Below are 13,568 nucleotides of genomic sequence, written 5' to 3' on the forward strand. Positions count from 1 at the left end.
CACCCACTCTCACCCCTCCACTCTATAGAGTCTCCATTTTTCCGGCACGCCCTTGAGCCGGTGAATGCCGTGATCTTTCAGGTTGATCGCCGACTGCGACGCCATCAGCTCCTTCACCGCGCTCGACACCAGCACCTCGCCGGCGCTCGCCTTTGCGGCGACGCGGGTGCCGATGTGGAAGGCCAGGCCGACCGCCTCAGTGCCGCTCACGGTGTATTCGCCGGCATGCAGGCCGACCCTGATCTCGAGGCCGAGCGTACGCACGGCCTTCTGGATCGCGGTCGCGCAATTGATTCCGGCGGCCGGCGTCTTGAACGTCGCCAGCACGCCGTCGCCCGTCGTCGTGACTTCCTTGCCGCGCGAGCTCTTCAGCTCCTTGCGGACCGCCGCGTAATAATGGCCCATGATCTTGGTCCAGCGGACATCGCCGAGCTTTGCGGCTTTTGCGGTGGAGCCGACGATATCGACGATCAGGATCGTGGCAAGCGCCCGCTTGAGCTCGGTGTTGCCTGCGGCCGGTCGGCGCCGGAGCACGATCGCGCCGGTCAGCGGTTCATAGCGATGATTGCGGCGCCGCGCGATCGCGGCCTTGGCGTAATCCTGGGCACGCTGCGCGCTGCCGCAGCGAACTGTCTTCTGCTGCGGCAGACGCGTCCAGTAGACCTTTCGTCCGTCACCCGCGCCCTGGACTTCCACGGCGCCCCATTTCAGGAGGATCGCCGTGCCAACGCGCCGGACACACCACGCCTTCGACGTGTAACCCGATACGTTCGACTGATGGATTCCGATGCGGAGGAATTTTGGCATGTACTGCGGCCGATCGATGACACGCTTGGACGAAACGCTTGGTTGCGCTTCGCACCGAGCGTAGTCACACAATCCTGCGTTGGCAACAGGACTCGATGATCGCCCGCTGCTTAGCCGGGGGCCTCCGTCATCTTCAAAACGCAAAAAGCTCGATCGGATCGCTGAAGCCGCGCACCTCATATTTTCCGACATGCTCCAGCTCGAACTCTCGCTCGACCAGCTCGGCAAAGTCGCGTGACAGCAACACTTTCTTTCCCAATTGCTTGGTCAAGGCTTCGAGGCGTGAGGCCATGTTGACGGCGGGACCGATCACGGTGAAGTCGAGCCGGGTGGACGATCCGATATTGCCGTACATGACGTCGCCGACATGGACGCCGATGCCGTAGTTCAGCGGCGCTCGGCCGGTGCCGTCGTTGCGCGCGTTCAACGCGATCATGGCCTGCCTGGCTTCGGTCACGGCATGCAGCAGGTTTGCGCAGGCCTTGGGCTCGCTCAGCGGAAAGATGGCGAGCAGGCCGTCACCGATGAATTTCAGGATCTCGCCGCCATGCCGCGCGATCGGCTCCGACATCGCGTCGAAATAATCGTTGAGCAGATCGATGACGTCGTCGCGCGGCCAATTGTCGGAAATCTTGGTGAAGTCGCGCAGATCGCAGATCATGATCGCGGCGCGCACCGTCGTACCGGTACCGCGCCGCGTGGCGCCGGCCAGGATGAGCTCGCCGGCATGGGAGCCGACATAGGTCTCGAGCAGCGTTCGCGCCAATCGATTCTTAACGCGGATCTCGCTGACCAGCGCCAGCACAGGCAACAAGTTCTTGAGGGCAGCGACATGGGTGTCGTCGAAGCCGCCGGGCCGGTTGGTCGCGAAGGTGACGAGATGGCGCTTGCCGAGCGTATGATAGAGCGGCCAAGCCACATAGTCGGTGAGGCCCTGCGCGCGCATCTCGCGGTAGAGCGCGTGCTTGCGGCCGAGCGCTGGGTCCTGCTCGAGATTTTCGCGCAACTCGGTCGCGCCGTCGAACATTTCGTTGGCGGGACTGCCGATATATTCAGACCGCTCGCGGACGTCATGGTCGACCCGTGCAATCTCTGCCTCGCGCATGCCGTCGGCCCACATGAAGCGGGCGCCCAGCCATTGCGGGTGCTGGATCAGCACGTGAAGGGTTGAGCGCGCCAGCGGAATGCCGGCCTGCTGAAGCCGGATGCACATCTCGGCAAAGATATTGTCGATAAAGCGCTGGTCGCGCGTGCCGTTGATCAACCAGTCGACGACGCCGTCGGACAGCGTGGCGGATTTGTTCTCTGGCGCGGTCATATCTGCCCGTTCATATCGTGGCCGCCCATATCGTGCTTTGGCTTTTGGGCGGCGGCTGCATCAGGGCAGATATCGTGCTCCGGCGCGACGGCGTCAACCTAGCCAGTTGCACGGATTGTGCGCATCGCTCTGGTGGGCTGGAACGCCGTTCAGCCGACGATCTGGATAGAGCCCAGCACGGCCAGCCCCGAGACGAGCGCAAGCGTCGATGCCCCCGTCAGTTCGACTTTCAAGGTGTTTTCGTGCGAAATCGAAAAATCCGTGCCTTCGAGACGGATAGTGCAGTCGCCGCGCGCCGCATAAATTAGATGCGTGCCGGCGGAAAATCGCCGCTCACCGGGCTCCTTAAGCGCTTCGAGCTCAAGCGCGACCGCACCGCGCCGGCCCATCAAATTCACCACCTCGACTCGCCCTTCCTCGAGCCGGGTCACGATCTCGAGCTCGCCGGTGAAGCGCACCGTCGTAAACGGCTCGCGCTCGTCGAATTCCTCGGTGGGCGACTTCAGCACCAGCCCGCGTCCGCCGACCACCATCTGCAGGCGGTCGATGCCGGGCATATGGGAGAATGGCCCCGGCGCCACAATCGGCGTGGTCGCGAAGCGCCAGAGCAGGCTGTCCCAATCCTTCACGGATTCAGCGCGATGGGCATCCGCAATATCGGTGAAGATGCCGCCGCCGTTCTTCCAGGGCGAGCGGGCGTAGTCTTCGGATTTCAGCAGTGTGGTTTTCATGCCTTTGAGGCTTATCAGATGAGCAGGCCCTGCGAAACTGTCGCGTCGAGCCGCAGCCTGTTACGGATCGACGTCACATCCCGCTCAGGCCGCTATCGACCGCGAGCGTTTGCGCGGTGACGTAGACGCTCTCGTCCGAGAGGAAGAACAGCACGGCATAGGCGATTTCCCAGGCGGTGGCCTGGCGGCCGAACGGGACGTGACCCTTGCCGCGCGAGGGGCGGCCGGCGCCGGCCTCGCGACCGTTCGGCGTGTCGACGAGACCGGGATAGACGAGGTTGGCGCGGATGCCGCGGCGCGATCCGAGATGGGCGATGTTGCGCATGAGGCCGCCGAGCGCGGCTTTCGAGGAATCATACACCGCCATCTGCGAGCCGGCCTTCAGAGCGGCGATGGAGGAGATGAAGACGATCGATCCGCCGTTGCCGAATTTCGGCAGGCCCGCGCGGCAGCACAGCATCGGACCGCGAACGTTGACGTCGTAGATCGCATTCCACTCCTCGGGGCTGACGGCGTCGAGGCCGACCTTGCCGAAGGTGCCGATGTTGAGGACCATGCCGTCGAGCCCGCCCATGGCGCGATGTGCTTCCTCGATCATGCGCTGGACGTCGGATTCAGAGGTGACATCGGCCGTGATGGCAAAGCCCTCGTCGCCTTCGTCGGTGATGTGCTTGACGGTCTGCTGCGCGGAGGTGTGGTTGAGATCGGCGACCGCGACCTTCGCGCCCTCGCGCGCGCAAAGAATGCTCATGGCGCGGCCGTTGCCGATCGGATCGGTGGCGGCGTCGAACACACGCTGGCCACCGCCGACGATCAGGATGCGACGCCCCTCAAGGCGTCCCCTGCCCGGCGCTTCGCCCAGCGATTCCGTACTCGGCGCGCGAACATAGCGCTCCAGCCTGGTCTCGGAATTCTCACGCATGCGCGCCGCCTATCTCTTGCCGCTGTCGTAGACCTTCATGCCGGCTGCCGGGTCGAGATCGGTCTCGGTCGCCTCGGTGACACGCGCCAGCATCATGTAGAAGCCGAGCGCGACAATGGATTCGACGATCTCCTGGTCGCTGAAATGCGCGCGCATGGCGGCGAAGATCTGCTCGGGAACGCGAACGTGCTCGACCACTTCGCGGCCGAATTTCAGCAGCGCGCGCTCGGCCTCGCTCAAACCGGCAGCATCGTAATCGGCGCGCTCGACCGCATCGATCTGTGCTTGCGTGCAGCCGACACCAAGCGCGATCGGCACGTGCTGGCGCCATTCATAGGCACCGCCTTCGAGCTGGGCGGCCTGAAGGATCAGGAGCTCGCGATGGACCGCACTGAGCTTCTGCTTGTGCAGGATCGAATTGCCGAGCCGCATCGCCGGGATCATGTTGGCCTCGGCATGGGCCATCATGCGGAAAATATTCAGCTTGACCGGCATGCGGTCGAACGAGGCGCGGATGTCGCCGCTCGTCGTCTCCGGATCAATCAGGGGCAGCCTTGCCACGAGTCTCTCCCTTGGCTTTTCGTTTCTTATTGTCCTGTGTCCCGCCATCCGCCGCGATCAGCGACAGGAAGAAGGTGAGATAGCTGTCGATCGCCTCGATCACCTTCGGCCGCGGCGACGGTGCCGCGCCCATCACGTAATGCTCGAGACGGATGTAGATCAGCCCGGCCGCGAACAGCCGCGCGGTCTCGCGTGGGTCCGGCGTCGAGACGAGACCGGCGAGCGCAAAGCCGCGGAAATAATCCGTCATCATGCTCTGCTCGCGCGCATAGAAATGATCGGCGAATTTGGCGCGGATGCCGGGCACGCGGTTGCGCTCGGCGGTGATCACTTTCTGGAACTGGTGCTCGCGCACATCGGACCATTGCTCGACGAGATCCAGTGCAAACTGGCGGCAGAACGCGGCGGGCTGGCGCGCGAGCTGCTTGTAGCGCGGCTCTTCCAGCCGGCTCGCCGAGCTGGCCGGGCCGTGCTCGCTGACGATCGCCTCGAGGATCGCGGCCTTGCCGGCGAAGTGATTGTAGAGGCTGCTCTCGCGAATGCCGACGCGACGCGCGAGCTCGCGCATCGAGGCGCCGCCATAGCCGCTCTGCGCGAACAGATCGAGCGCCTCGGCGAGAATGCGCGCGCGGGTCGTGGGCGCAGCCGCTTCCGCCGCGCTGGTGGTGTGGACAGCCATGCGGCTTGACTAACGAACGATCGTTCGCTAGTCAAGCGCCGGCACGATCGCTCGTTCGGTCTTGCGCTTCAACTCCGCTCTCAAAAGAAGCGGAGAGCAATCTGGGGAGATCAGGTCATGGCGCGCTTCGTCCATTTTCGTCTGCTGCGCGCCGCAACTTTGTCATTGGTCATAACGTTCTCGGCAGTGCTGCCTGCGCGGGCCGAGGATCCGGCCGCCTATCCCACGCACAAGATCAGGATGCTGCTGCCTTATGCGGCCGGTGGCGGCGGCGACGTGATCGGACGACTGCTCGGCGACAGGATGGGCAAGACGCTCGGACAGAGCGTCTATATCGAGAACCACACCGGGGCTGCCGGCACGCTCGGCACCCAGATGGTCGCGGCGTCGGCGAATGACGGCTACACCATCACCGTAGGCGGCATGACCACGCATGTGCTGGCGCCGGCGATCTATCCGAAACTGCCTTACGATTCGATCAAGGATTTCACCACGATCGGGCGCATCGGCACGTCCTCGATCATGCTGGTGGCGACCAAGGATTTTGCCGCCAACGACATCAAGGGCCTGATCGCGCTGGCCAGGAAGGGCGAGCCGATCCAGTACGGAAGCTGGGGCGTCGGCTCGACCGGACAGTTCTGCGCGGAAATCCTGATGCAGCAGACCGGAATCAAGATGGACCACGTGCCGTTCAACGGCATCGCCAAACTGGCCGGCGATCTGCTCGGCGGCCACATCTCGCTGGCGACACTCGACATGGCGACCGCGACGCCGCTGGTGAAGGACGGCTCGATCAAGGCGCTGGCCGCCTGCGGCGAACGCTCGCCGAGCCTGCCGGATGTCGCAAGCTACAAGGAACAAGGCGTGCCGTTCGACCGCAGCCTGTCCTGGGCGATGTATGCGCCTGCGGGGCTTGCCGAACCGATCGCAAGAAAGCTGTCCGCGGCGCTGAAGGACGCGCTCGCCGATGCCGAGGTGAAGGAGAAGCTGCTGGGGCTTGGCATCACGCCGCAATTCGTGCCGGGCGACGAGCAGCGTGACATCAACGCCCGCGACATCGCGGCCTGGAAGCAGGTTGCCAAGGACGCGGGCATTGAACTGAAGTGATCAAGCTGACAAGAGGAGCGCGGGCATGAGCCGCATCTTCGGCGCGGTACGCCAGAACGGTTATGTGGTGCGGGACATCCACTCCGCGATGAAGCACTGGATCGAGGTGATGGGCGTCGGTCCCTGGTACTACATGGACCGCGTCAAGACCGACTGGTTTTGCCATCGCGGCGAAAACTCCGCCGTCGAGATGAGCATCGCGCTGGCCAATTCCGGCGATCTCCAGATCGAGCTGATCCAGCAGCGCAACGACGCGCCCTCGCTGTACAGGGAGTTCCTCGAGTCCGGCCACGAAGGCCTTCAGCACATGTCCTACTGGAGCCACGACTACCAGGCGCTCTACGACAGGGCGCTCGGGCTCGGCTACAGGATCGGCCACGAGGGCCAGATCGGCGGCGACAAGGGGCGCTTTGCCTATTTCGACACCCAGGCCCATCCAGGCACCGTGATCGAGATCTCCGACATCAGCGGCACCAAGGGGCCGTTCTTCGAGAAGGTCCGGCAGGCTGCTTTGAGCTGGGACGGCACGCGGCCGATCCGCGAGGTCGGCGGGAGCCGATGACGCAGGCGGCCAGCAAGGCGATGCAGGAATCAGCCGGGTTCACCGTGCTGCTGGCGCGGTAGACGGCAATCCATGGTAACGTGAGCCTCGTCTCCGAACTTCAGCGAGGCAAGCATGTCCAACACTGACAAGGTTTTCGCCGGCTCGATCCCGAAGCTTTACGACGAATATCTGGTGCCGATGATCTTCGCCGTTTACGCCGACGACATCGCAAGACGTGTCGCGGCCCGGTCTCCCTCCGTGCTGCTCGAGATCGCGGCAGGCACCGGCGCCGTGACGCGCGCGGTGGCGGCGGCGCTGCCGCGCGGCGTTCGTTATGTCGCGACCGACCTCAACGAGCCGATGCTCGCCGTCGCGGCGCAGCGTCAGGCAGACGACGATCGAATCTCGTGGCGCCAGGCCGACGGCTCGGCCCTGCCCTTCGACGATGCAGCCTTCGACGTGGTCTGCTGCCAGTTCGGCGCCATGTTCTTTCCGGACCGCGTGAAGGCCTACGGGGAAGTGAAGCGCGTCCTCAACGGCAATGGCACGTTCGTGTTCAACGTCTGGGATCGCATCGAGGACAATGTGCTGACGCATGAAGCGACCGTCGCGCTCGAAAAGCTGTTTCCCGACGACCCGCCTCGTTTCATGGCCCGGACGCCGCACGGCTATCACGACAAGGCCGTCATCAGAACCGACCTCGAACGCGCAGGCTTCCGTGACATATCGATCGAAACGCGAGCTGAAATAAGCCGGGCCCCGTCGCCCGAGCACGTCGCGATCGCGCTCTGCCAGGGCACGCCGCTGCGCAGCGAGATCGAGGCACGCGATGCCAGCAAGCTTCAGGCTGCGACCGACATCGTTGCCGAGGCGATCCGAACGCGCCATGGGTCCGGACCGATCGAAGGCAAGATCCAGGCTATCGTCATCGAGGCGCGGCGATAGTGGCGAGCTTCGATCCGCCCGCTCCTACCAGAAGCCCCGCTGCATCGGCTGTGCCGGCTGATAATATTGATACTGGCCGCGCCGGCGCGGATTGACGGGCTGCGGATTCGGATCGCGCTGGAAGAAGAAGCCGAAACCGTTGCCGCCATTGTCCCAGCCGTCATCGCTCGCCATGGCCATCGGAGGCGCGGTCGGCTTGCGCGTGATGAAACCGCCCTGGGGCTGGTTGCTCAGCACTGCGACGAACTCGGTGCGGTAGTTGGTCTCGCTGCTCAGCGGCTCGTCCGAGATGATGATCGAGGAGCGCGGCAACGCGGTCGGCGCGATGCGATCGAGCACCTCCTGTGGGATGGTGATGCGGTCGAGTGCGTTCTTGGCGTTGTCGCTGTCTTCGATCGTGACCACGCTCCAGCGCAGGCCGGTGTCGGTCTTCGCCATCGCGGTGAAGATATGCGTGCCGAGCGGCTGATCCGGATTGCGGATCGTGACGGGAACCTCGATGCTGGTGTCGAACACCTCGCCGCCGCCGTCCGGTGCCGGCTTGTGCGTGTTCCGCCGCACGTAGAGCTTCTGCGTCGCGCGGCTGATGTAGACCGAGACCGGCTCGAGTGCGAGCTTTGCGTCGGTCGCGGCCTTCACGGCATCGGCCTTCCTGGCCGCTGCCGCCTTGGCGGCCTCTTTCGTGGCAGCCACCGCGTCGCGCTTCGGTTGTGCGGCGCTCTTGGCGGCATCGAGCTGCGTCGCCGCGTCGGCGGCCTTGGTGGCGGCCTTCTGCTTCAGCTCCTCGGCCTTGGCGCGGGCCTGATCGGTCTTGGCGGCCGCGAGCTGCCTGTCGGCGAAGGCGAGCTCGGCGTCGGCGCGGGTCTTCTGCTGTTCCAGCTTGCGCAACGAGGCCGGCAGCGATGCCGCCTCTTTCGCGGCCGCCGTCGCGGCCTTCTTGGCCTCGTCGGCCGCCCTTGTGGCCTCCTCGGCCTCGCCGGAGAGCCTGCCAATTTGGCCCGGCGCCGCCGCAATGGCGTCCCGCTTCGGCATGAACAGTGCGGGATGAACGATGTCGATCGGAGCCGCGTCGTTCGGCGAGATGATCACCCGCATCCCGATGTTGGTCTTGTCGAACAGGCCCTCCGCAAAGCCGAACGGCATCCGCACGCAGCCATGCGAAGCGGCGTAGCCGGGCAGCGGCCCGCCATGCAGCGCGATGCCGTTCCAGGTGATGCGCTGCATGTTCGGCATCCAGGCGTCGTCATACATGGTCGAGTGGTGGTCCTTGTCCTTCTCGATGATGGCGAAGACGCCGGCCGGCGTCTCGCGTCCCGTCGTGCCGGTGGACACCGGCGCGCGAAAAATCCAGCCCTCGGCGTCGTAGAAGGTGACCTGCTGGCTCTTGATCGACACGATCGCCATGATCGGTTCGCCAGCCTCGCGCGGTGCCACCGCCTCGGCCGGCTGACGCGCCTGCTTGGCCGCATTGGCCGGAGCCACGGCCGCAAAGGCGAGCATTGCCGCCAGGGTCACAATTCCGGGGGGCCCCCAACGCCGCATCGCCAAGGTGGATTGCGCCGTTGTCATCAGGTTTCTCATGCCATCCTCGGTCGAAATGCCAGTCCGCCGGTCATTGATCAGATTGCGATCTTTGAATTAAGAAATCGCAGCCGCCTTACGTTCCGTCTGTGGCGACATTCGGCACGTTCCGGCGATAAATCTCATATACGACGGATAACGCAGGCGGAAGGGCGCCGCGCGGCCGAAGCTGGCGGTCTATCGCTGCGACAGAATGACCGGGGATCGGTGACACGGCTGCCAGCGCCCGGCGTCGGACGGCGAAGCCACGTTGAACGGCCGCTAGACGCCCATCGCGTTCCGATCGCGCGAATTCACGCCGGTCGGCGGCCGCGCGGGGCGGCGTAAAGCTAAGCCACTGGAGTCAAGGCTGCCTTTTCAAACAAGGCTGCCTTGCCAAACAAGGCTGCCTCTCCAAAGGAGACGAGCCGCTGCCGTTCCTCGTCCCACAAGGTCAGCCGCACGGTCCGCAAACTCTGGAGCAGCGTGATCCGCCCGACACCAGCGAACTGCGGATGGTCGCGCAATACGTCCTGCAAGCGATAGCAGGGAATTCGACTGGACAAATGATGGATGTGGTGGACGCCGATATTTGCCGTGAACCATCGCAAGACGCCCGGCAATTGGTAGTGAGAGCTGCCGTGCAGCGCGGCGTCGTGAAAGTTCCAGGTCTCGTCGTGGGCCCAGTGCGTGTGCTCGAACTGGTGCTGGACGTAGAACAGCCACACACCGATCGACGCCGCCAGGACAACGATCGGCAGATGCACAAGCAGCAACGGCCCATAGCCGACCAGCCAGATCATCGTGACGGCGAGAACCGCGAGGGCGATGTTCGTGCCCATCGTGCTCAGCCAGGGTTTCCAGCCGCGACGCATCATCCCGACCGGCAATCGGTGCTTCAAGATGAACAAATACGAGGGACCGGCGCCAAACATCACGAGGGGATGTCGATACAAGCGATACAGCGTCCGGCGCCATCGCGACCGCCCGAGAAATTCGCGCGTGGTCAACGTATCGATGTCGCCCAAGCCCCTGTGGTCGAGATTGCCGGAATTCGCGTGATGGCCCGCATGGTTATGCCGCCAGTAGCCGTATGGCGTCAGTGTCATCACGCCGATGGCACGGCCGACCCAATCGTTGGCAACGCGGCCGCGGAAGAACGAGCCGTGTCCGCAATCGTGTTGGATCATGAAGAGGCGGACCAGCAAACCCGCCGCGGGCACCTCGAGCAGGAGGGCAAACCAATAGCCCTGGTCAAGAGCGACCCAGATCAGAGCCCAGATGACGACGAACGGGATCGCCGTGATCGCCAGTTCGAGGACACCCCGCGTATTGTCAGGCTCGCGATAGCGGGCAAGCAACTGCGCCGATGCGCGGATTTCCGGCGTTCCTTGGGTCATATCTGCTCTGCTCCCGACATGCCGCCCAAGAAGCACAGTTATGGCCACGGACGCAACAAAATCGCCCTCCGCCCTAGACCCGGGCGGCTGTGCGCTTCCGGTCGGAACCGAGCCATCGCCAGGCCAGGCGGCGCTTTCAGAGCTTCAGACGCTGAGGCCGAGCCTCGTCAGGCATCGCGGCTTAAACGCCCAGCGCCTTGCGGTTGAAGGTTCGCAGGAAACGCAGCGACAGCGTCCGGACGTTTGCGATGTTCAGCAACCACGCGGCAGCGGCATAAGCGAGCCCGCCGGCGAGGCTCACGAGCATGAGCGGGACGAGGCCGATGCCATTGACCTGGGATCGTGCCACGAGGATCGCAGCCGCCATCGCCGCGGCGGAGACCGCAACGCCGGCGAGGCGGTGGAGGTCGAACGGGACCGGATGGGCGCGATGCATCAGCACGACGGCAACGAGGAAACCGATCGCTTCGGTTGCAAGGGTCGCCAGCGCCGCGCCGTAGAGACCATGGCCGGCCACCAGCACGAACATCAACGCCACGCTGACGACCAGCGTCAGGAACGACTGCGCCGCCAGCATGAACGGTCGCTCGGCAAGCTGGAAGCTGATCTGCACATAGAACTGATTGGCGATGCCGAACAAGCGCGCGAGCACCAGGGTCGGCAGCAATACCGACACGCCGGCGCGGAAGTCGACGCCGACGAGCGTGCCGGCGACCTGGTCGGCTACGAGCGCGAGCCAGACCGCGACGGGCGCCACCACGACGAGCAGAAGCTCGAGGCTCTCGGTCAGCCGCTCCCGCGTCGTCTCGGTGTTTTTCTCCGACAATGACCGGAACACCAACGGCACGGTCGCCGCGGCGACGCTGGAGGCGATCATGACCATGAACTGTCGCGGCAGATCGGCGGCGACGCCAAAGATTCCGGCGGCGTCCTTGCCGAGCAAATAAGCCACGATGAGGCGGTCGCAGGCCGAGTAGACCGCAACCGACAATCCGGCCAGCGTCAGCGGCAGGCCGTAGCGCGCGAGCTGCACGAACTGGCTGCGCTGAAAGCGCGCGATCCTGGTGCGGTCACCGACGAGGTTCAGGATGATCCCCGCGAGCGAACCCAGGCCGAATGCGGCGAGCAGTCCCAGTCCACCCCAGCCCAGCCAGATGCCGAGCAGGCCGAAACCGACACTCGACACGCTGCGCACGATCGAGATCGCCGCGAATCTGTAAGGGCGCAGTTTTGCGCGCTCGAACTCCTGGCCGACGTCGACGGCATTCGCCATGATCGCGACGAACATGCTGGCAAGCAGCAGCCCAACGCTGAGATCATTGCGGAACAGGAAAACCAGCGGCGTGGTGGCGCAGAGGACGGCAACGGTGAGCGCGAAGGCGACCATTGCAGTGCCGCGGAAATCCACCTCGGCCGACATCGCCTGATAGCGCGACACCGACAGCTTGATCCAGGCGAAGAAGATCGCGCCTAGAATGCCGGCCAGGCTGATGCCGACGACATAAACGCCGTACTCCGCCGGCGTCAGCAGTCGCGTGTAGGCCGTGACGGCGAAGAAACCCACCGCCGCAGGCAGGATGTAGGCGACGAGATAAATCGAGAAATGGCGGTTCAGCATGCGAGCACGGGACCGACAACATTGTTGCGAGTGTGACGGCCGTTCATCAATTGGACCATGGCGGGGCGAACGAATTGCGCCGCAACATCTCTCAAGAGTGTCACATAAGTCTGGAGATCGGGCGGCGAATCCGGTTTTGAAGCCGCTTTCGCGGGTTAGCGTTAAATTTGCCCTTCCCTGACGGCGCCACGGCCACCGAAAGGAACCGTGATTTCGCACTGGCAAAGTTAACCCAACGAGGGAAATCCCCGGCGTTGCAAGGCGTCGCTTGGTACGGTGGCGCGTTGGCTCCGATAAGGAATGCCGTGACCAGGCTCGACAGACGCGAATTTCTCCTCGGCAGCGCCGCAGCACTCGCGGCAGCCGCATCGGCGTCCGCAGCGCCGGCGTCGAAACTCGCCCAGCGCTATCAGGGATTTGGTGCCGCGGCCACGCTCTGGGATCTGCAAGCGGATCCCAGGCTCGGCGAAGCCATCAGCACCTACTGCACACAAGTCGTGCCGGTGCTCGAGCTGAAATGGCCGATGCTGCGTCCGGACGCGCACACCTTTGCCTTCGAACGCGCCGACGCGATCCTGGATTTCGCCCGGCAGAACGACCTGACGATGCGCGGCCACGCGCTCGCCTGGTATCACGACATTCCGGACTGGACCAAGCAGATCAAGGATACCAAGGGCGTCGAGCGCGCTTATGTCGACCACATCGGCACCGTCGTCTCCTATTACAAGGACAAGCTGACGTCGTGGGACGTAGTCAACGAGCCGATCCCGGACAATCCGCACAGCCCGAAAGACCGACGCGAGTCGTTCTGGACGCAGCATCTGGGCAACCGCTGGATTCCGCTGGCGTTCCGCACGGCGGCCGCGGCCGATCCCTTCGTCAAGCTCGCGATCAACGAATACGACATCGAGTCGGCCAAGGACACGTTCGTCGCGAAGCGCGCTGCCTACCGCCATCTCATCATGGAGCTGCTCGACCAGGGCGTGCCGTTGCACGCCGTGGGACTGCAAGCGCATCTGCATGCCGAGCTCGAGATCGACACCCATGGGCTTGCCGAATTCGTCACCGAGCTGCGCGCCTGGGGCCTCGAGGTGCTCGTCACCGAGCTCGATGTCGACGACCAGAAGCTGACGGGGACGCCGGCGGAGCGCGATGCCATCGTCGCCAAGCGCGCCGATGATCTCTTGACCGCGATCTCGACCAGCGGACCGGTGCGCTCGATCCTGACCTGGGGCCTCTCGGACCGCTACAGCTGGATCAACGGCACCTTTGCCCGCGCCGACAAGCAGCCGAACCGTCCTTTGCCGCTCGACGGCGAGTTCAAGCCGAAGCCGTTCATGAACGTGATCAGCAAGTTCACGAGAGACGTGTAAGGT

The 13,568-nt window shown here is 64.3% G+C and carries 13 protein-coding genes; 4 read left to right on the top strand and 9 right to left on the bottom strand.

Translation table 11 applies throughout. The features are described 5' to 3' along the window. Window positions 1–9 precede the first annotated feature (9 nt). The 6 genes from RX329_RS35200 to RX329_RS35225 all read right to left on the bottom strand — a co-directional run bounded on the left by RX329_RS35200 (window position 10) and on the right by RX329_RS35225 (window position 5,018). Entirely contained in the window at window positions 10–807 is a 798-nt protein-coding gene (locus RX329_RS35200) for an adenylate/guanylate cyclase domain-containing protein (protein ID WP_247294637.1), read from the bottom strand. Between the two features lie 133 nt (window positions 808–940). Continuing rightward, the gene (locus RX329_RS35205; RefSeq protein ID WP_085350341.1) at window positions 941–2,125 is read right to left on the bottom strand and encodes an adenylate/guanylate cyclase domain-containing protein; all 1,185 of its coding nucleotides are present in this window, start codon (window positions 2,123–2,125) and stop codon (window positions 941–943) included. Window positions 2,126–2,274: 149 nt separating this feature from the next. Beyond that, complete coding sequence (locus RX329_RS35210; protein WP_317245045.1) at window positions 2,275–2,856, bottom strand: HutD family protein; 582 nt, start codon at window positions 2,854–2,856, stop codon at window positions 2,275–2,277. Window positions 2,857–2,929: 73 nt separating this feature from the next. Next, window positions 2,930–3,778: an SDR family oxidoreductase gene (locus RX329_RS35215; RefSeq protein ID WP_317245046.1), complete on the bottom strand. Its 849-nt coding sequence runs from the start codon at window positions 3,776–3,778 to the stop codon at window positions 2,930–2,932. 9 nt (window positions 3,779–3,787) lie between these two features. Then, complete coding sequence (locus tag RX329_RS35220) at window positions 3,788–4,339, bottom strand: carboxymuconolactone decarboxylase family protein (protein WP_317245047.1); 552 nt, start codon at window positions 4,337–4,339, stop codon at window positions 3,788–3,790. Next, window positions 4,317–5,018, bottom strand: a complete 702-nt coding sequence (locus tag RX329_RS35225; protein WP_317245048.1) for a TetR/AcrR family transcriptional regulator — start codon at window positions 5,016–5,018, stop codon at window positions 4,317–4,319. Before RX329_RS35225 ends, RX329_RS35220 begins: the two co-directional genes overlap by 23 nt. 117 nt (window positions 5,019–5,135) lie before the next feature. Here RX329_RS35225 and RX329_RS35230 point away from each other — a divergent pair, with 117 nt between their 5' ends. The 3 genes from RX329_RS35230 (at window position 5,136) to RX329_RS35240 (ending at window position 7,614) form a co-directional block, all read left to right on the top strand. Further along, the gene (locus RX329_RS35230; protein ID WP_317245049.1) at window positions 5,136–6,125 is read left to right on the top strand and encodes a tripartite tricarboxylate transporter substrate binding protein; all 990 of its coding nucleotides are present in this window, start codon (window positions 5,136–5,138) and stop codon (window positions 6,123–6,125) included. Window positions 6,126–6,150: 25 nt separating this feature from the next. Next, window positions 6,151–6,687 (top strand): VOC family protein, encoded by a 537-nt coding sequence (locus RX329_RS35235; RefSeq protein WP_247410398.1) that lies wholly within the window; start codon window positions 6,151–6,153, stop codon window positions 6,685–6,687. 114 nt (window positions 6,688–6,801) lie between these two features. Next, complete coding sequence (locus tag RX329_RS35240) at window positions 6,802–7,614, top strand: class I SAM-dependent methyltransferase (protein WP_247294648.1); 813 nt, start codon at window positions 6,802–6,804, stop codon at window positions 7,612–7,614. A 24-nt stretch (window positions 7,615–7,638) separates the two neighbouring features. Here RX329_RS35240 and RX329_RS35245 read toward each other — a convergent pair whose 3' ends face one another. From RX329_RS35245 to RX329_RS35255, 3 genes are all read right to left on the bottom strand, one after another. Next, complete coding sequence (locus RX329_RS35245; RefSeq protein ID WP_317245050.1) at window positions 7,639–9,195, bottom strand: L,D-transpeptidase; 1,557 nt, start codon at window positions 9,193–9,195, stop codon at window positions 7,639–7,641. 329 nt (window positions 9,196–9,524) lie between these two features. Beyond that, window positions 9,525–10,574 (bottom strand): fatty acid desaturase, encoded by a 1,050-nt coding sequence (locus RX329_RS35250; protein ID WP_018455677.1) that lies wholly within the window; start codon window positions 10,572–10,574, stop codon window positions 9,525–9,527. A gap of 181 nt (window positions 10,575–10,755) precedes the next feature. After that, the gene (locus tag RX329_RS35255; protein WP_317245051.1) at window positions 10,756–12,192 is read right to left on the bottom strand and encodes a lipopolysaccharide biosynthesis protein; all 1,437 of its coding nucleotides are present in this window, start codon (window positions 12,190–12,192) and stop codon (window positions 10,756–10,758) included. A 305-nt stretch (window positions 12,193–12,497) separates the two neighbouring features. On the opposite strand from RX329_RS35255, the gene RX329_RS35260 reads away from it, so the two are divergent. Then, the gene (locus RX329_RS35260) at window positions 12,498–13,565 is read left to right on the top strand and encodes an endo-1,4-beta-xylanase (RefSeq protein ID WP_317245052.1); all 1,068 of its coding nucleotides are present in this window, start codon (window positions 12,498–12,500) and stop codon (window positions 13,563–13,565) included. Window positions 13,566–13,568 lie beyond the last annotated feature (3 nt).

Origin of the sequence: Bradyrhizobium sp. BWC-3-1 (assembly GCF_032917965.1) — a bacterium.
Lineage (GTDB): Bacteria > Pseudomonadota > Alphaproteobacteria > Rhizobiales > Xanthobacteraceae > Bradyrhizobium > Bradyrhizobium canariense_D.